Source organism: Thalassospira australica (assembly GCF_000763295.1).
GTDB lineage: Bacteria > Pseudomonadota > Alphaproteobacteria > Rhodospirillales > Thalassospiraceae > Thalassospira > Thalassospira australica.
Map to the genome: position 1 here is coordinate 292,208 of NZ_JRJE01000032.1, position 21,361 is coordinate 313,568.

A 21,361-nucleotide genomic window follows, 5' to 3' on the forward strand; every position below is an offset into this window, starting at 1 on the left:
CTTATCACGTCGTGCGATTTTGGCAAATCGCACTTTTGCAATACTGCTACCTGTTGATCAGGCGCCGAATGCCGTTTTCAACTCGCCAACCAGATCGGTACGCTCCCAGGAGAAGCCACCATCATCGGTCGGCTGACGGCCAAAGTGACCATAAGCAGACGACGGCGTGTAAATCGGACGGCACAGCGACAGATGTTCACGGATGCCACGCGGGCTCAGATCCATCAACTGGCGCAGAACGTCACCAAGTTTGGTTTCATCAACATTGCCGGTTTCGTGGTTGTTGACATAAAGCGCGAGCGGCTTGGAAACACCAATCGCATAGGCCAATTGAATTGTGCATTTTTCTGCAAGACCAGCTGCAACCACGTTTTTGGCAAGATAGCGCGCCGCATATGCTGCTGAACGGTCAACCTTGGTCGGGTCTTTACCCGAAAACGCGCCGCCGCCATGCGGGGCTGCACCACCATAGGTATCAACGATGATTTTGCGACCTGTCAGGCCCGCATCACCATCCGGTCCACCAATTACGAAACGGCCCGTCGGGTTGATGTAGATTTCATCAGCCGGCGGCAACCAGCCTTCCGGAAGGGCAGATTCAACATAAGGCAGAACCAGCGCACGAACATCATCCTGCGACAGACCTTCGGCATGTTGGGTCGAAACAACGACAGACGTCGCGCCAACCGGTTTGCCACCCGCATAACGCAGGGTCACCTGACTTTTGGCGTCTGGACCGAACTGGGCAGCTTTGCCCGAATGACGGTCAGCCGCCATCGCACGCAAAATACGGTGCGAGAACTGGATCGGGGCCGGCATCAGCTCATCGGTTTCGTTACATGCGTAACCAAACATGATCCCCTGGTCACCAGCGCCAAGGTCTTTTTCACCAGCAGAATCAACACCCTGTGCGATATCAACAGACTGTTCATGCACATGGCATTCGATGTCAGCGGTCTTCCAGTGGAAGCCGTCCTGCTCGTAGCCGATGTCACGAATTGCCTGACGGGCCTTTTCAACCATGACCTCGGTGGTCACGCTTTCGGGGCCACGAACTTCACCGGCAAGCACCACACGGTTGGTGGTTGCAAGGGTTTCAACGGCAACGCGCGAATCTTCATCCGCAGCAAGAAATGCATCAACGATGGAATCGGAAATGCGGTCACAGACTTTGTCCGGATGACCTTCCGAGACGGATTCACTGGTAAATAGATAATCGGAAAGAGACATATTAAGACCTTCTCCGGTAATGGGTTTCCAAAACTGGACCGGAGGGCTCTCGATAAACGAATGTATCGATAGCGCCCACTTAGCCTTTTTTTGTGTGGTGGCAAGCGGTCCAAATCCGTCCACATTATCCAGTTCAATTTTGAACTGTTTGTCGGTTGTGCCTGATCGCAATTTGAAGGTCAAGCATCATTGACGCATAACGGTAATCACAAACCCGATCTGAAAGCATAGACCGTTGCAAAAACAACAAAGACGCAATTCACTGGTGTGCGAATTACGTCTTGTTAGAAGATCAGCCGATCAAGATGACTATTTCTTGTCGGAATCCGCAGTCTGCAATGCCCCCATCGACTTCACCAGCTCGAAAATTTTCTTGCGCTGGTTGGGGTCGGTAATCCGGTAATAGGCGCGCACCAGTTCAAGCGTTTCGCGACGGTTCATCGGATCATTGTCAAACGGGTCCGGGCTTTCAGACATTTCGCGACGTTCATGAACCGATTTCGATGAAATCTCGTCGGGCATGTCATCAAAGAAGAACGACACCGGAACTTCAAGAACACGCGAAAGATCATACAGGCGCGATGCGCCTACACGGTTGGCACCGCGTTCATATTTCTGAACTTGCTGAAAGGTCAGGCCAATTGCTTCACCCAGCTTTTCCTGACTCAACCCAAGAAGCGTTCTGCGTAAACGAACACGGGCACCGACATGGATATCAACAGGATTTGGAGCCCCACTTGCAGTCCGACCTCGGCCTCGACCACGTGTGTTCTTTACCATCGTATTTTCATCCTTAGGCGACATTGGTGACTCCTTCTCTCACTCCGACTACCCGTCCTTATGTATTGGGACAATCTCTGGACGGGTTAGTGCAATCTTCTGCCGCTTAGAGGGATTTTGATATGCGATTATATCCCGTAACAAGAACGGCGAAGAAGGAAACAATACTGTAAAATAGAATATCCCGCCACAAATAATATACGGTAGTATGGTTTTTATCACCCAAAAGGGGGTGAACCAATATATCTGCCGTACTTAAGGGGAGCTCCGCCACCTTGCGCCCGTATGAATCGAACATTGCCGATATGCCGGTGTAAGCCGCGCGTACCAACGGTCGGCCCTCTTCAACAGTGCGAAAACGCGCCGCCGCCATATGCTGATATGGGCCCGCGCTGTTGCCGAACCAACCGTCGTTGGTGACATTCAACAACCAGTCAGGACGGTTTTCGTCATCAATCACAGCACCCGGAAAGATAACTTCATAGCAAATCAGGGGCGAGAAGCTTGGCAGACCATTAACCACCAAGGTTTGCGGGCCCAGCCCGGCAGAGAAATCCGTGCGTCCTTCTGTCAGCTTCGGGAAAGGCAGGATGGAGCGGAACGGGACATATTCACCAAATGGCACCAAGTGAAACTTGTCAAAGCTTGCGACAATATCGCCGTTTGCATCAATCACCTGAATAGCGTTCCATACCTTGTACACATCCGTATCACGCGGATAGGTCCGCGGTGCACCGGTGATCAGAATGTCATTTGGGCCCAACATTTCGGCCATCTGCATTCGAGCGGCTGTCTGGGTTTCGACAAAAAAAGTCGCCGCTGTTTCCGGCCAAATGACAATGCGTTTTTGCGCCGGATTCATATCTTTGGGTCGGCGCGACATTTCAAGCAGCAAGGTAAAATGCTGGTTCTGCAATTCCGGACGCCATTTATCGCGCTGGGGAATGTTGGGTTGAACGATTTGCACAACCGGTACATCTGGCGATAAATCAGATAGCTGCATATCCGAGGAATCAGGTGCTACCATTTCAAGCCGAAGCGCCCCGCCGCCCCATAGCCCCACCGCAATCAACACACCAGCAAGGGCTGCAACCTGGCCGCGCGCCCCGGCAACTACAGCAGCGGGCAGCGTTGCAAACAAGGCCGTAAAGAACGACAGCCCATAAACCCCGACAACAGAGGCAAACTGCATCGGTGCAGCATCAACCGCCCAGACATGTGCCAAAAGGTTCCAGGGGAACCCGGTCAGCAAATGCCCACGCAGATATTCCACCACCGCCCAGAAAACCGCGAGCAAGATCGCGCGACGCACTAGGCCATCGGCAAACCGCCAAGCCGCCCAGACCGCGAGCATGGGGAATAGTGCAAGCCCGCCGCCCAGCCCCAAAAGCGCAAACGGGATCATCCAGCCATAAATTTCCGGCTGCACCAAAAAGGCATGACTGACCCAGTAAAACCCGGCGGCAAAATGACCCGTGCCAAACCACCAACCTGCTGAAAGCGCCCCCTTGTTGCACCGGACCCCGTCAAGGCTCCAGAGCAGGACGGCAAAACAGATCGGCAAAACAGGGATGATAAAAAAAGGCGGCAGCGCAAGAACCGCGACCGCCCCCGACAGCAACCAGACAAAACGCCGACGCCACCCGCTAAGGGCGGCGCAACGACGCGCCACGGCCTCAATCATTCGATTTTTCCTGCGGTTTTTGATCTTCATCCGGCGTTTGTCCGCCATCGCGACGCACCATGTGAATGCGCAAACGGCGAATACGCCGTGGATCGGCATCAAGAACTTCGAACTGGATACCGCTTGGATGTTCAATCAGTTCCCCACGTGCCGGAACACGACCAGCAAGGGAGAAAACAAGCCCGCCAAGCGTATCGATGTCTTCATCTTCTTCTTCATCAAGCAGGCTGAAAGAAAGTTTTTCTTCAAGGTCTTCGACCTCAAAGCGGGCATCAGCGATATAGCAGCCATCCGAAAGACGGATCAATTTCGGGGTCTGATCAACGTCATGTTCATCATCGATTTCGCCAACGATTTCCTCGACCAGATCCTCAATCGTGATCAGGCCATCAATGCCGCCGAACTCATCCACAACCAACGCCATATGCGTGCGCGACAATCGCATTTCCGACAACAGATCAAGCACCCGGATGGCTGGTGAGACGAACAGAACCCGACGCAAAAGCGATTGCAGACTGAATTCCCGACCCGCAGCAACACATCCCAGAACATCCTTGATATGAACCATCCCGGCAATGTCATCGAGAGTATCGCCATAAACCGGTAAACGTGAATGGGCCTTCTTGACCATCACATCAACCAGTTCCTGCAATTCGATATTCTTGGGAACGGCAACAATATCGGCACGCGGAATCATGACGTCTTCTGCCGTCATGTCACGCAATGCAATGATGTTTTCAAACAGGGAACGTTCGTGCAGCGAAACCGGTTCGTCGTCTTCTTCGGTCCGCTCGGCAAGTTCTTCGAGCGTATCGCTCAGTGAAGCTTCGCCATTGCGGGACTTGCGCTTAAGCCCAAGGGCAGAGGCCACATTGTCCCATAAGGAGCCGCTATCATCGGCTTCCTGAATTGCGTCCTCGCCCGAGCGAGGGCGCATACTCTCGTGGTCGTCGTCGCGTTGACTAGAGTCGTTCATGGGTCGGTTTCGACATCCTTTAATTCAATAAACCGCTTGCAAGGTTACAAGCCCGGCTCATCTTCGATCGGCGCATAGGGATCATCAATCCCAAGTCCGGCAAGAATTTGACGTTCAAGCTCTTCCATCTCTTCGGCTTCATCATCAACCATATGATCATAACCGACAAGATGTAGCGTGCCATGAACCGCAAGATGAACAAGATGATTTTTCAGCGATTTCTTCTGATCAACCGCTTCGCGGGCGCAGGTTTCACGCGCAATGACAATATCGCCCAACATCAATGGCATGTCTGGGGCCATCAAAAAGGCATCGGCATCCTCGGCACTTTCAAGGGCAGCAAAGGACAACACATTGGTCGGCTTGTCCTTGTTGCGATAATCACGGTTCAAAACCCGCACTGACGCATCATCGGAAAGCCGCACACCAACTTCGATCACCGGCGCTATGGATAAAAGTGATGCACCATCACCTTCATCTTTGGTTCCATCGGTCGGCAGCGCGTTTTCATCCCAAAGGGCACCGTCATCACACGCACCATCAAGGGCTGCGATGACGGCCGCTTCAATGGCGTCGATTTCGGTCTTTTGCCAGTCGCCTGCTTCGACCTCAAGGTCCAGATCAAGCGGTGCTGTCATCGCCCGCATCCCTGTCAGTGCCGCCCTTGTCACCACGATAGCCCTTTTTCAGCCGATCACGCAGCGCATCTGCCGCGTCATAGGCCTGAACGATCTTGGTCACCAGATGGTGGCGCACGACGTCGCGCTGATCAAACTTGATCGTTTTCACGCCTTTGACATCGCCGATGGTTTCAAGCGCATCACGCAAACCTGATTTCGTGCCGTCGGGCAAATCGATCTGGGTCATATCACCGGTTACCACCATGCGCGAACCTTCTCCCAAGCGGGTCAGGAACATCTTCATCTGCATCGGGGTGGTGTTTTGTGCCTCATCAAGAATGACAAACGCATGCGCAAGCGTCCGCCCACGCATAAAGGCCAGCGGGGCAACTTCGATTTCACCACTTTCCATACGCTTGATCACCACATCGCCCGGAAGCGTGTCATGCAGCGCGTCATACAGCGGGCGCAGATACGGATCGACCTTGTCTTTCAAGTCACCAGGCAGGAAGCCAAGCCGCTCGCCGGCCTCAACAGCCGGGCGCGACAGAACAATGCGATCCACCTGGCCCAGAATAAAGGCTTGAACCGCCATGGCGACCGCCAAATAGGTCTTACCCGTACCTGCCGGACCGATGCCAAAGACAAGTTCGTTATCAAGGATCGCCTCGACATAGTCTTTCTGGCGTTTGGAGCGCGGAGAAATCCGGCGTTTTTTGGTCTGGATCGTTAAACGTGACCCGCCAAACATATCCTTGGTCTGACCGCTCCAGGGATCGGCATCGTCGGGTTCGGACAGGCGCACAGCGCCATCAACCGTTTCGACATCGATCTGATCTATGTCCTTGTCACGCAACCGGGCATACAGCTGGGCCAATACCTTTTTGGCCTGTGCGACCTTTGCCGGATCACCAGCCAGCATCACGACCAACCCGCGGCTTGAGACCTGAACGCCGGTGCGCTCGGACAATCGCGTCAGGTTTTCGGCCTGCGGGCCATATAAAACCTGCGCAAGTGCGTTGTCCTGAAATTCGATCTGGTCGGAATCCTTGGGGGCGTGTTTTGCTTTTGGTGCTGTCTTGTTTTTCGTGGGGGTGCCGCTCACGCAACGTTCCTTTCCGATTTCTGGCCGTTCGTGGTGGCATCGACCAGTTCGCCGCCAAGGGAATTAGGCAGGGCTTCTGTGATTTTCAAGCGAACGATCTGCCCAAGGGCAGATTCCGGCAATCCGCTGACATGAACCGGCTGCATATATGGGCTTTTGCCAACAAGTTGCCCGTCATATTTGCCAAAGCGTTCCAGCAAGACATCCATTTCCTTGCCAACACTATTTTGGTTAAACGCCAACTGTTGTTCGGCCAAAAGAGCCTGAAGGCGCATAATCCGTTCGGTTTTGGTCTTTTCTGGGACCTGCAGCTCCATCGCTGATGCCGGGGTTCCCGGACGCGGGCTGTATTTGAAACTAAAGGCCTGAATGAAGGTGATATCGCGCACGATTTCCATCGTGTCTTCGAAATCCTTGTCCGATTCACCTGGGAACCCGACAATAAAGTCCGACGACAACGCAAGATCAGGGCAGGCATCTTTCAGCCGCTTCGCGATATCGCGATAATCCGCATTGGTATGTTTGCGGTTCATTGCCTGCAATACGCGATCCGACCCTGCCTGCACCGGCAGATGCAAAAACGGCATCAGCTTTTTGAGATCACGATGAGCCGAGATCAGATCCTCATCGACATCGCGCGGGTGGGATGTGGTGTAGCGAATGCGATCCAGTCCATCGATTTCTGCCAGTTCGCGCAACAGTCGACCAAGCGTCCATTCACCGCCATTGGGGGCTTCGCCGTGATAGGCGTTCACATTTTGACCCAAAAGGGTGAGTTCACGCGTGCCTTGAGCGACAAGCTGCTTGGCTTCGCGGATGACATCCGCACCGGGACGGGAATATTCCGCACCACGGGTATAGGGTACAACGCAAAATGTGCAGAACTTGTCGCAGCCTTCCTGAATCGCCAGAAACGCGGAATAGCCCTGCTTGGAAACCTGTGCGGGCAAATGATCAAATTTTTCTTCGGCCGGAAAATCTGTATCGATGATGCGGTTACGGCCAATTGCGCGATTGGCGCGTGCAACCATTTCCGGCAGGCGATGATAGGTCTGCGGGCCAAATACCATGTCGACCATCGGTTCGCGCTTCATCAATTCCGCGCCTTCGGCCTGAGCAACACACCCGGCAACCGCGACAATCATCTTGTCGCCGCCATTGGCTTCTTTGGCTTCCTTGTGCTTGCGCACTCGCCCAAGATCGGAAAAGACCTTTTCAGCAGCTTTTTCGCGGATGTGGCAGGTATTGAGGATAACCATATCCGCACCCTCGGCACTGTCGACCGACTGATAGCCCAGCGGCGCCAATACATCCTGCATGCGCTGACTGTCATAGACATTCATCTGACAGCCATAGGTTTTTACAAAAAGTTTCTTTGCTTCCGTCACGCCAGATCCGTTTCGCTTTGTCAAAACGCCGAAAAGCGGTGTGATCACTCACACCGCACTTACCGGACATCTCGTTATCTGAATTTCCGGTCAGGTGAAACCCAATTTCACATCAACCGGTGCATTATACGGCAAAACGGTCAGGAGCCGAACTGTCGATCCGGACCAAACAGTCGAAAATCTTCCGAAATGATCGCAAGCGGCGAGCAGCCAATAAGTTCGCCTGACAAATCACTGTCGATCAACTGGACCGGCACACCCTGATGCAGACCACGCAAAGCTGCCTGATGTCCCTGGGCAACGCGGGCTTCACACATCCGGGCAAGTTCCTTGCGTGAACCGGCCGCATCGGCCAGCGTCACGGGCGGATGAACAACAATCTCAACCGTCACCTTGCCGAGCGCAAGAAACTGCCACAAATGCGGTGCCAAGTCCATATCCCCATACCAGGAATAAAATGCCCGCAAATCGCGGCCAATCGGCGCCCCGTCAAGGCGGGTGGCGGCAATGGAAATCGGCTGAAATTTGACTGGCGATCCATCGGGCATGGCGCGTTCGGCCGACGCAAACAAGGTCGATTTGAACGGCAAAACACGATTGCCATCGTTGCTGGTGCCTTCGGGGAACAAAATCAGCTTGTCGCCATCCTGCAAGCGCGCGCTCAACTGGTCATTCTGTTCGCGTGACCGAACCGCCCGGCGCTCAACAAATGTCGTGCGTGAAAGTTTGGCCAAAAACCCAAAGACCGGCCAACTCGCCACTTCGGTCTTGGCAATGAAGCTGCCACGCGTCAGCGCCCCCAGAACCGGGATATCAAGATAGGATGCGTGATTGGCAACAATAACCCCGGGACCATCCATCAGATCAACGCCCGAGACCCGGACGTCAATATGCAGAATGCGTAAGCACAGGGCGTGATAAAACCGCGGCAATTCATCGGCAAGCTTCAAACGACATGCGATTGCCACCAATTGGACTGGCAAAAGCACCAAGGTCAAAAGCCCATATGCCATCAAGCGGATGGCAGCACACCCATAGCAGTTCACGATACCCTCGCGGTACGTTCGTAATGCTTGTAATAGCGGTCGGTTACTTTTTCGGTTGGTAACACGATGCAGATATCAGTGGTATTGAACTGATGATCAACCACCGCTCCGTCGCCGACAAAACCGCCAAGGCGCAGATACCCCTTGATCAGCGGCGGCAAGTCGCGCAGCGCCTGGCGCTGATCAATGCCGTCAATCTCGGAACGCATCATCGGCTCGTAGCGATCGGCAATCGCACGGGGGCGCATGTCTTCGGGCGCCAGATGGTTGTGATGAAGGTATGTCAGAACATCCTTGAAGGCATCCGGGTCGGTGCCATGGAATGATGCACAGCCAAACATCAGTTTAATGTCGTATTTGAAAACATATGCCGCGATCCCCTGCCACAAAAGCTGCAGGGTCGGCATGGTGCGGTATTCAACCTCGACACAGGAACGACCCAGTTCCATGATCTCGCCAGTTTCCTTGACCGCGTTCAGCATGCTTTCAATGTGATACTCGTCCGCGCTGTAAAAACCACCGTGCTCATTGGCAACGGACTGGCGCAGCAGGCGATATGTACCAACAACCGCATCCGCACCGGAACCGCGGGTATGGTCAAGCACCAGCAAATGATCGCACAAGGGGTCGTAATCGTCGAAATCGCGTTTTTCGGCCGCCATCTCTGCACTCGGCTTCGCACCGCGTTCTTCATAGAACACCTTGTAGCGGAGTTGCTGGCTGGCAAGAATTTCGTCCGGAGTTTCGGCGAGGCGGACCTCAAGCCGTTGCAGCTGTCTTTCGTCACGCATGACAACACCCTTCTGTTCAACTGCACAGATATTGCGCAAGAACTACGTGAAGAGCGAGTGAAGGGTTTATGAAGAACAGGTAACAAATATATGAAGGCCACTTGCACGAATGCGCAAGTGGCCTTGAATTTCTTAAATCAAAAGCGCAGTTGAACGCCGGATTTACTTGTCGTCTTTCAAAGGAACACCGTAAAGTTCAAGACGGTGCCCAACCAGACGATAGCCCAGCTCGTTGGCGATCTCTTCCTGAAGCTTTTCGATTTTATCGTTGGAAAATTCGATAACATCACCCGAACGCATGTCGATCAGGTGATCGTGATGCTCTTCGGTCAGTTCTTCGTAACGCGCACGGCCATCCCCGAAATCATGTTTCTCAAGGATATCGGCTTCTTCAAACAGGCGCACCGTACGATAAACCGTCGCGATCGAAATTTTCGGATCAATGTCGGTTGCGCGACGATATACCAGTTCCACGTCCGGGTGGTCTTCGGACTCCGAAAGTACGCGGGCGATAACCCGGCGTTGACCTGTCATCTTCAGGCCCGCGTCGATGCATTTCTGCTCGATAGTTGATTCTGTAAGCATTGTCTTGTTTCTCGTTTCCGTTTCCGGTTCCACCTGTCCCCAGTCGAGGCGCGTCTCATGCGTCGATCTCTTGTGGCTCAATATTGAAAAATCCGCCACATATCGCAAGTTTCAATTCGCGATAAATTCTGCTGTCTGCAAATGCACAATGTACCAATCACTAGCATCCACATATGTATCGGCCCTGTTCATGGCCCCTTGTCACCCACCCGGATCGGCGCTACTTCACTGGTGCGCCCAAGGCAGGAGACCGGCATGACCAACAAAACACCGGACCATAAACCCGACCATAAAATAGACATCACCAACGATGTCTGCCCGATGACATTTGTTCGAACCCGTCTCAAACTCGAAACCATGACACCGGGTCAGGTTCTTGAGGTAACACTTGGCACAGGAGAACCATTAAAAAACGTTCCGCGCTCGGTCACCGAAATGGGCGATGAAGTCATCGAACTGGTCGAAATAGCCGAAACACCCGGAACCTTTCGGCTTATAATCCGCAAGCGGGTATAAACCTTTAGTTCCAATGCAGGCTTACACTACAACAGGTTGATGCCCAAAACCACACTATTTATGTGGATATACCAGATTAAAATGCGTCCAACTTACGTAAGGTCATGACCGCACAACATTCTTTGCTGTCTGCCGCCAGGAGAACATCTTTTTGGCTCATGCACCCCACCCCAAAACACAATTGCCAAGTGCCCGTTCCATCACCAGCGCATCGACCATACGCCCGGATTTACGGCGATAGTAATTTTTGCGTCGGCCAATCTCATCAAATCCAAGATGGCGATAAAGCCCAATGGCCGGGGCATTGTCCTCTGCCACTTCCAAAAGCAGGCGCCCCACATCGTTTTCACGCAAACGCTCAAAGACCGCTGACAGCATTTTTCGCGCGATGCCGCTTTTTCTGGCCTCTTTTGCGACCACAATTGTATTGATTTCCGCTTCATCCAGAACAGCCTGAACCATCACAAACCCAAGCGGAATGTCATCCCGGTTTGCCGCCAGATCACCAGGCGCAAAAGCCAGCAAGCCAAACGCACCGGGCACATCAAGCAACCGGATGATGGCGTCCGTATCCCAGGGATCCTCAAACCCCTGTTCATGCAGGGCACTTGCCACCGATGCAAACGCTGCCGTCAAGGGCACCAGCGTAATGTTCAGGTTTGGTTCAGCAGCGGGGTCGGTGGGCTCGGTCATTTCTTTTTCTGCGGTCCCTGATCTTCGATGCGCCTTGCATCCGGCGCACGCAGATATAGCGGCACAGGTGCAAGGTTCCCCCCGCTTTCCCACCGCTCTGCTGCGATCCGTGCAACGTTTCCGGCGCGCGGAAGCCCCGGTGCTGTCGTGTCATAAAACGCATCGGGTGCGTGGGCGGCTGCCGTCAAAAGCCGCGGCGTTGCATCCCCGGCAAGCAATGTATCGCCCGGTGGGGCCATCATCAGCGCCTGACGTGGTGCAACACATTCTGCCGTGCTCAGCGGGCGTTTTTTGCCATCGAAGGCCTGGGCAAAGATTTCGTTTCGTTTGCTATCAAGGGCAACAAGAATATTGCGTCCCTGTTGATCGCGCTCAGAAACGCCATAAGCCACCGCTTCAAGCGAACTGACCCCAACCACCGGAATTTTGCGCGCCAGACCAAGGGCACGTGCCGTTGAAAGACCAATACGCATGCCGGTAAAGGCCCCCGGACCCACCGTCACGGCAATGCCATCGATGTCGTCAAACCCGACATTGGCCGTCTCAAGACTTTGGGCAATAAAGCCCATCAGATGCTCCGCCTGACCGCGCTCCATGTCTTCATAAAGCTCGCCCTTGACCACACCATTGATCAGGACCGCAGTTGAGAGCGACGTTGAAGCCGTGTCAATGGCAAGCAAAGTCGGGCCGGTCTTTTCCGCCTTTGGCTTTGCCGCCGTTGATGCGCTATGGTCGGCGCGATTTGATGCGCGCGACTGTCCGCTTAGCATTTTCTTTATGTAATCGGTAAACGACAAGAACAGGGGGCCTCCGGCGATGGCGCTGGTCGAAATTACGCCACAAGAATATGATGTCGAAATTGATATCGTCTATGCCACGGATCGCAATTTCACCGGGGCACCGATCTATACACGACCTGCCTGCTATCTTCATGCGGATGCGGCAAAATGCCTTAAAAAGGCATCTGCCCTGGCGCGCCGTCAGGGGGTGAAATTACGCATCCTTGATGCGTTTCGTCCCCAGGAGGCACAACGTGCCCTCTGGAACCATTCGCCCAACCCCGATTTCGTCGCCAATCCCGATTTCGGATCGCCACATGGTCGTGGTGTGGCCATTGATCTAACCCTGATTGATCAAAACGGCAAGGAACTGGATATGGGGGCAGGGTTTGATGAAATGCATATCCGGTCCTATCACGGGTCAGATTTGATCTCCAAACAGGCCGAAGCCAATCGTTTTCTGCTGCTTGGCATCATGGTCAGTTCGGGTTTCGAATATTACGACCATGAATGGTGGCACTATCAATTGCCCAATGCACGCAGCAACTATCCGCTGTTTTCCGATAGCTCACTTTCAGAACCGATGATGATCAAATAAACAAAATGGCGGCGCATTGCAGCACCGCCATTTTTAATGGCACCCCCGCAAACAAACTCAGCCCTACAAAAGCGCCTGTCCGTTTTGCTGGTCAAATAGCGACATCCGCGCACCATCAACCACGATGTTAATATCCGATCCCGGCTCGAACGCCTGTTCCGGCCCGCACCTCGCGGTCATTTCCCCACCTGCAACAGCAAGACGGACATACTGATCGGGGCCGGTCGGCTCTGCCAACACCACACGTGCGGAAATTCCGACATCGTCAAACATCAGATGTTCCGGTCGTGCGCCCAGTGTCATCGGACGCCCGATCAAGTCATTGGCTGCGGCCGGCACATGAACCAGTGGCAATTTCCCATTGCCGGTGTCGAAAAACACCTGATCGCAATCACGAACAAGCGTGCCATCCACAAAATTCATCGTTGGCGCCCCGACAAAGCTGGCAACAAACCGGTTCGCCGGGCGGCGATATACTGTTTCCGGTGTGTCGGCCTGCTGAATGCTGCCCCGATCAAGCACGACAACCTTGGTTGCCAGTGTCATTGCTTCGATCTGATCGTGGGTGACATAGACAATCGTCCGACCCAGACGTTCATGCAGACGCTTAAGCTCGATCCGCATATCCGCGCGCAATTTGGCATCAAGGTTCGACAACGGTTCATCAAACAGGAAAACGGCAGGTTCGCGCACAAGGGCACGGCCAATCGCAACACGCTGTTGCTGCCCACCCGAAAGCTGGGATGGCTTGCGATCGAGAAGCGGCGTGATCTGCAAAAGTTCGGCAACTTCGTTCACGCGTTCTTCAATCTCGGACTTGGGCATACCCGCCATCTTAAGACCAAAGCCAATATTTTTGCGCACCGACATCGTCGGATAAAGCGCATAGGACTGAAACACCATTGCGATATCGCGCGCGTCTGGCTCAAGTTCAGTCACATCGCGCCCGTTAATATCAATCGAGCCCCCCGTAACGGGTTCAAGCCCAGCAATCATGTTCAGCAACGTAGATTTGCCGCACCCCGATGGCCCCAATAGCACCAGAAAATCCCCGTCGGCGATCTCCAGGTTGATGTTTTCCATCACCGTGAGCCCGGCATAGGCCTTGGTCACATTGCGAAGTTCGACGCCATTCATTCCCGTTATCCTTTCACTGCACCTGCGGCAATGCCGCGTACAAACAACCGCCCGGAAAGCAGATAAACCGCAAGCGTGGGCAAGGCCGTAAGCATGGTTGCAGCCATATCAACATTGTATTCCTTCTCGCCGAACTGCGATCCGACAAGATTGTTCAGCGCCACTGTCATCGGCTGGCCCGAACGCCCGCCAAAGGTCAGCCCCAACAGGAAGTCGTTCCAGATGTAGGTGAACTGCAAAATCATCGCAACACCAAGGATCGGCAGCGACAATGGCAACATCACATGCCAGAACAACGCCCAGAACCCGGCCCCGTCAATGCGGGCCGCCTTCAAAAGATCCTGCGGAACGGTTTTGAAAAAGTTGCGGAACATCATCGTGGTAAAGGCAACACCCCAGATGACATGCACCAGAATAAGCCCCGGAATGGACCCAAAGATCCCCAGCTCACGGATCATGATGATCAGCGGATAAAGCGTGACCTGCGGTGGGATGAACATCCCGACCAGAAGGGCCGCAAACATTACATTCGCCCCCTTCATCTTCCATACCGCCAGCGAATATCCCGTCACCGCGCCCAGCCCGACAGACAGGAACAAGGCCGGTATGACGATCTGTACCGAGGTCATGAACGAAGATGACAACCCGCCGCATTTCTTGCCAAGTGTCTGGGTGCAGTCGCCAAGCCAGGCTTTGCTCCAGGCGGCAAAGCTCGGATCGGCAGGCAGGGTGAAGATGCTGCCATTCCTGATTTCATCCATTGATTTCAGTGATGTTGAAATCATGATGAAAACCGGGGCCATGATCATAATGGCCGCAAGGCAAAGCAATCCGTAAAGGGCCCATCGATTATATCGCATGATCAATGCCCCCGCCCGCTGCGCTCTTTTTTGAGCTCGAAATAGATATAAGGGGAAATCACGGCAATGACGGTACACAGCAAGACAAACGCACCGGCCGCCCCCAGACCAAGTTCCTGACGGTTCAGGATATGATCAACAACGAACCGTGCCGGCAAATCCGATGAAAAGCCCGGTCCCCCGCCGGTAAGGGCGACAACAAGATCAAATGCCTTCATCACAATCGCACTCATCAGAATAAAGACCGTGAAGAAAACGGTGCGCATCATTGGCGTGATGATATGCAGATAGACCCGCCATACCGGAATGCCATCGACACGCGATGCTTTCCAGATGTTGGGGTCAATATTGCGAAGACCGGCCAGAAACAGCGCCATGCAAAGCCCGACCTGTTGCCAGATTCCGGCAATCGCCAGCGTATAAATCGATCTGTCAGGCCGCACGATCCAGTTGAATTCGAAACTGGCCCATCCAAGGGCGCGTACCGCCTCTTGCAGGCCAAGCCCCGGATTCATTACCCATTGCCAAATTACCCCGGTGACAATGAACGACATTGAAAGCGGCAGCATAAAGAGCGTTCGAAACATGCCCTCTGCCTTGACCCCGCGATCAATCAGGATTGCGAGTAAATAGCCAAAAACAACGCAGCCGCCGATAAATAGGAACCCGTGAATCGCAAGGTTCTGCATCGCCGTCCACCAGCGCTCATTGGCAAACAACCGGACATACTGATCAAAACCGGTAAATTTATAGACAGGTAAAAGCCGCGAACGGGTCAGTGAAATGACAAACGTCCAGATGATAAACCCGTAGAAACAGACAATCGTGATTGTCATTGCCGGGATCAGCGCCACACCCGCACTCCATTGCGGCCGCCAACGCTTTTTTCCAGACTTGATTGGGGGTTTTTGATCGTCGGAACGCTGCAACACGTCCGGTGCCGGTTCGGCCATGACATTCTCGCCTATTTGTAAAGGCGCCGCTGCACCCACGTTCGTGGCATCAGCGGCGCTTTTTCACAATGTCCCAAGTTCCGCAAATCGTTATTTTGCGTAGGAAATCGCTTGCTGGAATTGTGCCTGACCCTCTTCCGGGCTCATATCTGCACTGTTCCAGAAATTCGAGATGCTGTCATCAATCGCACCCGAAACCGCACTTGGCACACCAAACAGGCCGGTGCTGACAAGGTGCGTTTTCTTGTCCTGCAGGGTCTTGATCGCGGTTTGCGCACAGACGTCAAAGCTGTCGGCAGGCACATCAAGACGGGCCGGAATGGAACCCTTTTTCTTGTTAAAGGCAATCTGCACATCAGGTTCAAGCATCACCTGCGCCATCAGGGTCTGCGCCGGAGTCGCATCCTCGCCATCCATGGCCGAGAACGCAAACGCATCCACGGTCATGATATAGGCTTTGTCAATTGCCGGTGCGAAGGCACATCCAACTGTTGTACCGGGCTCGATCCCCGCAGCAATAATTTCACCTTTGGCCCAGTCACCCATGAACTGGAAGGCGGCATCACCCTTCGCAACCATGTTGGTGGCTTCGTTCCAGTTCCGTCCCGGGCTCGCCTCATCAACAAACGGCTTCAACGCGGCAAAGGTTTCAAACACTTTGCGCATCGTGTCTGATTTCAAAAGGTCATCATCAAGTGTGCTGTAAAGCTCGGCATAAAATTCTCGGCCCGCAACACCCAACAGGACGCTGTTGAACATGATGCGTTCCTGCCAGGGCTGACCACCAAGGCCAATCGGAGTCACGCCAGCGGCCTTAAGCTTTTCTGCCGCAGCAATAAAGTCGTCCCAGGTTTCCGGGACCTCAACGCCAGCCTTTTCAAGAACCGACGTGTTATAGAACATCCAGTTCTCGCCATGGATGTTGATCGGTGCGGCGATATAATTGCCGTCATATTTCGCCGCTTTGACAATCAGCGGCGGCAGCTTTTCATCCCAGTTTTCAGCCTTAGCAACGTCACCGACATTGGCCAAAAGCCCCTGATCGGCCAATTCACGCAGCTGCTGACCAATGGAAAACTGGAAAACAGCCGCCGGATCGCCGCCCAGCATGCGGTTAACCGCCGCTGCACGCGCATTGCCACCACCGGCAATCGGGGTATCGACCCAGGTTCCGCCTTTGGCCTCGAACGCCTTGCGGATTTCGCCAAGGGCTGCCTGCTCACTTCCGGAAGTCCACCAATGCAGGACTTCTGCAGTCTGGGCATGAAGTGCACCGGCGGATACACCGACGCTCAGAAACGCCGCACATGCGGCAAATTTTGAAAATTTCATCATAACGGATGTTCCTCCCTAAAGGACACGTTCACGCCCGACTTCTTATTAATGTTCACGGTCGGAAAATCGTAACGTTACGATTTTTTTGATAAGCGCTTTATTCACCCTTGTCAATCACCAAAACCTTATCATAATAGGGACATACAAAAATACGGAATGTACTTTCCTGTATTTTCCGAAACGTTACGATTTTGGGTGCATTCAACAAAGACATCCAAGGCTAGGGCAAGGAAGCGAACATGACCAAATCATTTCCTGACGGTTTCCGCTGGGGTGTCTCAACATCGAGTTATCAGATCGAAGGTGGCGCAAAAGATGACGGCCGCGGTGCGAGCATCTGGGACACATACTGCGCAACGCCGGGCAGGGTTGCCAATGGCGATGACGGCAGTGTTGCGTGTGATCATTATCATCGCTGGGAGGAAGACCTTGATCTGATCAAGGGACTGGGCGCGAAACATTACCGGTTTTCCGTGATGTGGCCGCGCGTGATCCCAGACGGTACCGGCAAGGTGAATGAAGCCGGTTTGGATTTTTACAGCCGCCTGATCAACGGCATGCTTGAACGTGGCCTTGAACCCTGGCTGTGCCTTTATCACTGGGATCTGCCCCAGTCTCTTCAGGATCGCGGTGGCTGGACCAACCGCGACATCGTCGACTGGTTTGGTGACTATACAGAGCTTCTGGTAACCCGTCTTGGCGACCGGGTGAAATCATGGGTCACCTTTAACGAGCCCAATGTCGTGGCGTGGATTGGCCACGAAGAAGGCCGCCATGCGCCGGGGATTACCGATCCGCGCGCGGCAATGCGTGCCGCCCATCACCTGAACCTGTGCCATGCACGCGCAACCGAGGTGATCAAGAACCATTATCCCGATGCCCCCGTCGGCTTTGTCTTGCCGATGCACAAGGGTTATACGCTTCCGCATCGTCGCGAACAGGATGCGCATCTGATTGACCTGTTCGAAGCGAAATGGAACGGCGTGTTTCTTGATCCGGTATATTATGGTCGGTATCCCGACCTGATTATGGACCGTATGGCGACCCATATTCAGGACGGCGATCTTGAAGCCATCAAAACCAAGGTCGATTTTCAAGGGTTAAACCAGTATTTCCCAAGCTATATTCAGGCCGCCGAAGGTGAAGCATGGCCCTTCAAGCATGCCCAGCCACCCAATTATTTCCGTCGGACCGAAATGGGCTGGGCGATTGACGGGGATTGCTTCTATCGCACCATGAAAATCCTGCAGGATGATTATGGCAACCCGCCCGTTTTCATCACCGAAAACGGTGGTGCCTTTACCGATATTCCGAAGGCGAACGGTCAGATCGATGATCAGGACCGCATCGCCTATTACACCGAATATCTCGAGGCATTGCTTCGCGCGTCCTCCGAAGGTGCCAATATTCAGGGTTACATGCCGTGGTCACTGCTTGATAATTTCGAATGGGCGTATGGCTATGAAAAGCGTTTCGGTCTGGTGCATGTTGACTACACCACCCAGAAACGCACCCCCAAGGCATCCTATGATTTCATGCGCAAAGTGATTTCACAGAACGCATTGCCATAGGCCAACCGGGCGCTTAGATTGTCCGAAATTTGAATGGAACGGACCTTTATATGTCTGCTGCTCGCCCCAATTTGCGCACGATTGCCGATCGGCTTGGTTTGTCGATCACGACAGTGTCGCGTGCGCTGAAAGACGGGCCAGAGGTCAAACCTGACACCGTTGCGCGGGTAAAGGCCGCAGCGGCAGAAATCGGTTATCAGCCAGATGCACGTGGCGTCATGCTTCGAACCGGCAAAACCATGCAGGTCTGTTCCATTCTGTATTCCCCCGAAGTCGGTGATTACGGCGATCCGGGCTTCCTGGCCCAGGTCGAAAGCCTGACACAGGGGCTAGAAGCCGATAATTATTCGCTGCTGGTGCTGGCCCAGACCCGCGGCGAAGATCCGCTTGATCCAGTGCGCAAGGTCCATACGCAGCGTCTGGCAGATGCTGTGGTGTTTTCGCGCACAACCTTGCAGGACAGTCGCGCGAAATATTGCCTGCAACATGACTTTCCGTTTGTCAGCTTTGGCCGTACCGAACTTCTGACACCGCACGCCTTTGTCGACCACGATGACGAACAGGCCGCCTATGATGCGGTAAAACGGCTTCTGGATGATGGCCATCGCAAGATCGGCATGATTGATCCGCCCGAAGCCCTGACCTTTTTCGGATATCGCAAGCAGGGGGCAAGACGGGCCATGATTGATGCCGGACGTGATCCCGACAGTCTGATCTGGATGCCGTCGGACATCTCGGTTCGGGCAGCACGCGAATCAATAACAAAGCTTTTTAGTTCTGAGCGCGACGTCACGGCTGTTGTTTGCGCAAGTCAGATGACGATGATTGGCGCGCTTGAAGCATTGATGGAACTTGGCATGGACACCATCCGCGACGGGATTGGTGTTGTCGGATTTGGCGGCATGCCGTTCCGCATGCTGTCTCGGCAAAAGCTTGCCTATTACTACCAGCCGCAACGACATGTCGGCGAAGTCCTTGCGCGCCATCTGCATGATCTGATGAACGGCACGCCGCCCGAAAACCTCCAGGCCCTTCTGCCGTATCACCGCATTGACGACCTTGCCGCCTTCCGCGAGGGTGAGGATTTCTAGCTTTCCTTGGCATCCTTTTCGGCCTCTTCGTTGGCGACCCAGCGCACCAGCATCAGCTCGACCGGTTTTAACGCAACCAGGATAATAAAGGTCAAAACGGTGGCTATAATCACGATATGCCAGGCTGCAAGCGCGCAGGCGATGCCAAGCGCTGCCGTCATCCAGACGGTTGCAGCCGTGGTCAGCCCCGTAACCGACATGTTTTTTGGTTCGCGTAAAATGACACCGGCACCGATGAAACCAATCCCGGTCAGAACACCCTGCAAAATCCCCTGAACCACACGCGACAGCGCATCGGGATGATCAATCAAATCCTGAAAATGGACCGCAACAACCGACACCACCGCCGCACCAAGTGACACAAGGGCCAGTGTCCGCATGCCTGTCGGTTTGCCATTCACATCACGGTTCAACCCGATCAGCATGCCAATCACCGTTGCCGCGCACAGGCGCGCGATCATATCGATCACGCCAATATCAAAGTATTTTTCCGCCGTCGCGAAATAGGGAAGGTCGGTCAGCATGCGATAAACTCTTGCCGTTTAAACATTTCCCAAACGCTTCGCACGCACTCAATGTTCCGATGCGACGCACCCGCAACCAGTTCGGTGATCAAATTCAGGCAGATGTTTCTATAGACACCTCCATGTCAGATGCCTTGTTCATTAGCCATTCAAAGAACAGCGCAATGCGGGGGTCACGCTTGGGTGGATCAAGCGTGATCAGGACATAATCATAACCGGTCGCAGCCATCCCATACGGCGCAATCAATCGCCCGGATGTCAGATCATCGGTCACAAGCGGCAACGGGCCAATCGCCGTACCAAGCCGGTTAGCGGCCGCCTGCAGCGCGAAAAAGAAATGATCAAAATACTGTTCGCTTGCCGGGGTTGCCGCATTCCCACTGGCGCGTTTCCAATCATCCCAGGCATCCGGGCGCGTGCGTGTATGAAGCCAGCGAGCATTGGATAAATCCCTTGAAAGAATGGTTTCCCAGCATTCCGGATCACAAACCGGTCCGGCATATTCCGCCCAAAGATGGGTTGTGATGTAATGCTCGGAAATGCCGTAATCGGCACGACGAATGGCAACATCGCAACCATCGGCCAACAAATCCACCGGCCCACCTGCAAGCCTGAGATCAATATTCAGATCCGGGTTGGCCTCACGAAAATCGCCAAGACGGGGCATCAACCAACGCATCGCAAGGCTGGGCTCGCACGAAACGGTCAATATCGGCGATGTCTTGTCATGGCGATGGATATCCTCAATCGCCTGATCAAGCCCATCAAGCGCACCCGTCGTTGCCTTTAATAATCGCTCGCCCGCGGCTGTAAGCCAGACACGGCGATTGCGCCGCACAAAAAGCTGAACACCCAGGCGTTCTTCGATTTGCCCAACCGCACGGCTAATAGCCCCATGGGTCAGATGCAACTCGTCTGCCGCACGCGAAAAGCTTTGGTGGCGGGCTGCGGCCTCAAAGGCAGGCAGGGCTGCCAAGGGTGGCAGGCTGCGTTTCCTGTGAACATTACTCACAATATTTACCAGTATTTTTCGATTTTCCGGCGATGTGAACAGTTTGATACTGAAATTACTCACACATCAAATGAATTCATCATCCAC

The 21,361-nt window shown here is 53.9% G+C and carries 22 protein-coding genes; 4 read left to right on the forward strand and 18 right to left on the reverse strand.

Features of this window, described 5'->3' with window-relative positions; all coding sequences use genetic code 11:
- Positions 1-57: 57 nt before the first annotated feature.
- The 10 genes from metK to JF44_RS0117495 form a co-directional block, all read right to left on the reverse strand.
- Positions 58-1,230: a methionine adenosyltransferase gene (gene metK, locus JF44_RS0117450; protein WP_033070639.1), complete on the reverse strand. Its 1,173-nt coding sequence runs from the start codon at positions 1,228-1,230 to the stop codon at positions 58-60.
- A gap of 309 nt (positions 1,231-1,539) precedes the next feature.
- Positions 1,540-2,034: a helix-turn-helix domain-containing protein gene (locus JF44_RS0117455; protein WP_238318490.1), complete on the reverse strand. Its 495-nt coding sequence runs from the start codon at positions 2,032-2,034 to the stop codon at positions 1,540-1,542.
- A gap of 82 nt (positions 2,035-2,116) precedes the next feature.
- Entirely contained in the window at positions 2,117-3,694 is a 1,578-nt protein-coding gene (lnt, locus tag JF44_RS0117460) for an apolipoprotein N-acyltransferase (RefSeq protein ID WP_033070242.1), read from the reverse strand.
- Positions 3,687-4,631 (reverse strand): hemolysin family protein, encoded by a 945-nt coding sequence (locus JF44_RS0117465; protein WP_033070243.1) that lies wholly within the window; start codon positions 4,629-4,631, stop codon positions 3,687-3,689. Before JF44_RS0117465 ends, lnt begins: the two co-directional genes overlap by 8 nt.
- An 83-nt stretch (positions 4,632-4,714) precedes the next feature.
- Complete coding sequence (gene ybeY / locus JF44_RS0117470; RefSeq protein ID WP_033070244.1) at positions 4,715-5,308, reverse strand: rRNA maturation RNase YbeY; 594 nt, start codon at positions 5,306-5,308, stop codon at positions 4,715-4,717.
- On the reverse strand, positions 5,292-6,395 hold the full coding sequence (locus tag JF44_RS0117475) for a PhoH family protein (RefSeq protein ID WP_033070245.1): 1,104 nt from the start codon (positions 6,393-6,395) through the stop codon (positions 5,292-5,294). The genes ybeY and JF44_RS0117475 overlap by 17 nt, the downstream gene beginning before the upstream one ends.
- Positions 6,392-7,783, reverse strand: a complete 1,392-nt coding sequence (gene miaB / locus JF44_RS0117480) for a tRNA (N6-isopentenyl adenosine(37)-C2)-methylthiotransferase MiaB (protein WP_033070640.1) — start codon at positions 7,781-7,783, stop codon at positions 6,392-6,394. Before miaB ends, JF44_RS0117475 begins: the two co-directional genes overlap by 4 nt.
- Positions 7,784-7,923: 140 nt before the next feature.
- Positions 7,924-8,829, reverse strand: a complete 906-nt coding sequence (locus JF44_RS0117485) for a lysophospholipid acyltransferase family protein (protein ID WP_033070246.1) — start codon at positions 8,827-8,829, stop codon at positions 7,924-7,926.
- Positions 8,826-9,620 carry a GNAT family N-acetyltransferase gene (locus JF44_RS0117490; RefSeq protein WP_033070641.1) on the reverse strand — a complete coding sequence of 265 codons (795 nt, stop codon included), beginning with the start codon at positions 9,618-9,620 and terminating at the stop codon, positions 8,826-8,828. Before JF44_RS0117490 ends, JF44_RS0117485 begins: the two co-directional genes overlap by 4 nt.
- A gap of 162 nt (positions 9,621-9,782) precedes the next feature.
- A complete protein-coding gene (locus JF44_RS0117495) occupies positions 9,783-10,205 on the reverse strand; it encodes a Fur family transcriptional regulator (protein ID WP_033070642.1) in 423 nt (140 codons plus the stop codon).
- A 255-nt stretch (positions 10,206-10,460) separates the two neighbouring features.
- Between JF44_RS0117495 and JF44_RS0117500 the strand changes: the two genes are divergently transcribed.
- A complete protein-coding gene (locus tag JF44_RS0117500; RefSeq protein ID WP_033070247.1) occupies positions 10,461-10,721 on the forward strand; it encodes a sulfurtransferase TusA family protein in 261 nt (86 codons plus the stop codon).
- Between the two features lie 156 nt (positions 10,722-10,877).
- On the opposite strand, the gene rimI is transcribed toward JF44_RS0117500, so the two are convergent.
- Together rimI and tsaB are read right to left on the reverse strand one after the other, a co-directional pair.
- Positions 10,878-11,414, reverse strand: a complete 537-nt coding sequence (gene rimI, locus JF44_RS0117505; protein WP_052066018.1) for a ribosomal protein S18-alanine N-acetyltransferase — start codon at positions 11,412-11,414, stop codon at positions 10,878-10,880.
- Complete coding sequence (tsaB, locus tag JF44_RS0117510) at positions 11,411-12,211, reverse strand: tRNA (adenosine(37)-N6)-threonylcarbamoyltransferase complex dimerization subunit type 1 TsaB (protein ID WP_052066019.1); 801 nt, start codon at positions 12,209-12,211, stop codon at positions 11,411-11,413. Before tsaB ends, rimI begins: the two co-directional genes overlap by 4 nt.
- 19 nt (positions 12,212-12,230) lie before the next feature.
- Here tsaB and ddpX point away from each other — a divergent pair, with 19 nt between their 5' ends.
- Positions 12,231-12,791: a D-alanyl-D-alanine dipeptidase gene (gene ddpX, locus JF44_RS0117515; protein ID WP_033070248.1), complete on the forward strand. Its 561-nt coding sequence runs from the start codon at positions 12,231-12,233 to the stop codon at positions 12,789-12,791.
- Positions 12,792-12,854: 63 nt separating this feature from the next.
- Here ddpX and JF44_RS0117520 read toward each other — a convergent pair whose 3' ends face one another.
- The 4 genes from JF44_RS0117520 to JF44_RS0117535 all read right to left on the reverse strand — a co-directional run bounded on the left by JF44_RS0117520 (position 12,855) and on the right by JF44_RS0117535 (position 17,076).
- The gene (locus JF44_RS0117520) at positions 12,855-13,928 is read right to left on the reverse strand and encodes an ABC transporter ATP-binding protein (protein WP_033070249.1); all 1,074 of its coding nucleotides are present in this window, start codon (positions 13,926-13,928) and stop codon (positions 12,855-12,857) included.
- A 5-nt stretch (positions 13,929-13,933) separates the two neighbouring features.
- Positions 13,934-14,788 carry a carbohydrate ABC transporter permease gene (locus tag JF44_RS0117525; RefSeq protein ID WP_052066020.1) on the reverse strand — a complete coding sequence of 285 codons (855 nt, stop codon included), beginning with the start codon at positions 14,786-14,788 and terminating at the stop codon, positions 13,934-13,936.
- Positions 14,789-14,790: 2 nt separating this feature from the next.
- Positions 14,791-15,741, reverse strand: coding sequence for a carbohydrate ABC transporter permease (locus JF44_RS0117530; RefSeq protein ID WP_081944493.1), 951 nt, complete (start codon positions 15,739-15,741; stop codon positions 14,791-14,793).
- A 90-nt stretch (positions 15,742-15,831) separates the two neighbouring features.
- Positions 15,832-17,076 carry an ABC transporter substrate-binding protein gene (locus JF44_RS0117535; RefSeq protein ID WP_033070251.1) on the reverse strand — a complete coding sequence of 415 codons (1,245 nt, stop codon included), beginning with the start codon at positions 17,074-17,076 and terminating at the stop codon, positions 15,832-15,834.
- Positions 17,077-17,315: 239 nt separating this feature from the next.
- Here JF44_RS0117535 and JF44_RS0117540 point away from each other — a divergent pair, with 239 nt between their 5' ends.
- Positions 17,316-18,647, forward strand: a complete 1,332-nt coding sequence (locus JF44_RS0117540) for a GH1 family beta-glucosidase (protein WP_033070252.1) — start codon at positions 17,316-17,318, stop codon at positions 18,645-18,647.
- A 50-nt stretch (positions 18,648-18,697) separates the two neighbouring features.
- Positions 18,698-19,738 carry a LacI family DNA-binding transcriptional regulator gene (locus tag JF44_RS0117545; RefSeq protein ID WP_033070253.1) on the forward strand — a complete coding sequence of 347 codons (1,041 nt, stop codon included), beginning with the start codon at positions 18,698-18,700 and terminating at the stop codon, positions 19,736-19,738.
- Here JF44_RS0117545 and JF44_RS0117550 read toward each other — a convergent pair.
- Together JF44_RS0117550 and JF44_RS0117555 are read right to left on the reverse strand one after the other, a co-directional pair.
- Entirely contained in the window at positions 19,735-20,262 is a 528-nt protein-coding gene (locus JF44_RS0117550) for an MgtC/SapB family protein (RefSeq protein WP_033070254.1), read from the reverse strand. The two genes, JF44_RS0117545 and JF44_RS0117550, sit on opposite strands and share 4 nt — an antisense overlap.
- A 94-nt stretch (positions 20,263-20,356) precedes the next feature.
- On the reverse strand, positions 20,357-21,274 hold the full coding sequence (locus tag JF44_RS0117555; RefSeq protein WP_033070646.1) for a LysR substrate-binding domain-containing protein: 918 nt from the start codon (positions 21,272-21,274) through the stop codon (positions 20,357-20,359).
- Positions 21,275-21,361: the final 87 nt, after the last annotated feature.

What these genes read in the sequence shown, in the direction of transcription:
- JF44_RS0117530 (WP_081944493.1), bottom strand. Translation starts at nt 15,741, where the DNA reads ATGGCCGAACCGGCACCGGACGTGTTGCAGCGTTCCGACGATCAAAAA.
- JF44_RS0117550 (WP_033070254.1), bottom strand. Translation starts at nt 20,262, where the DNA reads ATGCTGACCGACCTTCCCTATTTCGCGACGGCGGAAAAATACTTTGAT.
- JF44_RS0117500 (WP_033070247.1), top strand. Translation starts at nt 10,461, where the DNA reads ATGACCAACAAAACACCGGACCATAAACCCGACCATAAAATAGACATC.
- JF44_RS0117465 (WP_033070243.1), bottom strand. Translation starts at nt 4,631, where the DNA reads ATGCGCCCTCGCTCGGGCGAGGACGCAATTCAGGAAGCCGATGATAGC.
- JF44_RS0117525 (WP_052066020.1), bottom strand. Translation starts at nt 14,788, where the DNA reads ATGCGATATAATCGATGGGCCCTTTACGGATTGCTTTGCCTTGCGGCC.
- rimI (WP_052066018.1), bottom strand. Translation starts at nt 11,414, where the DNA reads ATGACCGAGCCCACCGACCCCGCTGCTGAACCAAACCTGAACATTACG.
- lnt (WP_033070242.1), bottom strand. Translation starts at nt 3,694, where the DNA reads ATGATTGAGGCCGTGGCGCGTCGTTGCGCCGCCCTTAGCGGGTGGCGT.
- JF44_RS0117545 (WP_033070253.1), top strand. Translation starts at nt 18,698, where the DNA reads ATGTCTGCTGCTCGCCCCAATTTGCGCACGATTGCCGATCGGCTTGGT.
- JF44_RS0117535 (WP_033070251.1), bottom strand. Translation starts at nt 17,076, where the DNA reads ATGATGAAATTTTCAAAATTTGCCGCATGTGCGGCGTTTCTGAGCGTC.
- metK (WP_033070639.1), bottom strand. Translation starts at nt 1,230, where the DNA reads ATGTCTCTTTCCGATTATCTATTTACCAGTGAATCCGTCTCGGAAGGT.
- JF44_RS0117540 (WP_033070252.1), top strand. Translation starts at nt 17,316, where the DNA reads ATGACCAAATCATTTCCTGACGGTTTCCGCTGGGGTGTCTCAACATCG.
- ddpX (WP_033070248.1), top strand. Translation starts at nt 12,231, where the DNA reads ATGGCGCTGGTCGAAATTACGCCACAAGAATATGATGTCGAAATTGAT.
- JF44_RS0117455 (WP_238318490.1), bottom strand. Translation starts at nt 2,034, where the DNA reads ATGTCGCCTAAGGATGAAAATACGATGGTAAAGAACACACGTGGTCGA.
- JF44_RS0117495 (WP_033070642.1), bottom strand. Translation starts at nt 10,205, where the DNA reads ATGCTTACAGAATCAACTATCGAGCAGAAATGCATCGACGCGGGCCTG.
- JF44_RS0117490 (WP_033070641.1), bottom strand. Translation starts at nt 9,620, where the DNA reads ATGCGTGACGAAAGACAGCTGCAACGGCTTGAGGTCCGCCTCGCCGAA.
- ybeY (WP_033070244.1), bottom strand. Translation starts at nt 5,308, where the DNA reads ATGACAGCACCGCTTGATCTGGACCTTGAGGTCGAAGCAGGCGACTGG.
- JF44_RS0117520 (WP_033070249.1), bottom strand. Translation starts at nt 13,928, where the DNA reads ATGAATGGCGTCGAACTTCGCAATGTGACCAAGGCCTATGCCGGGCTC.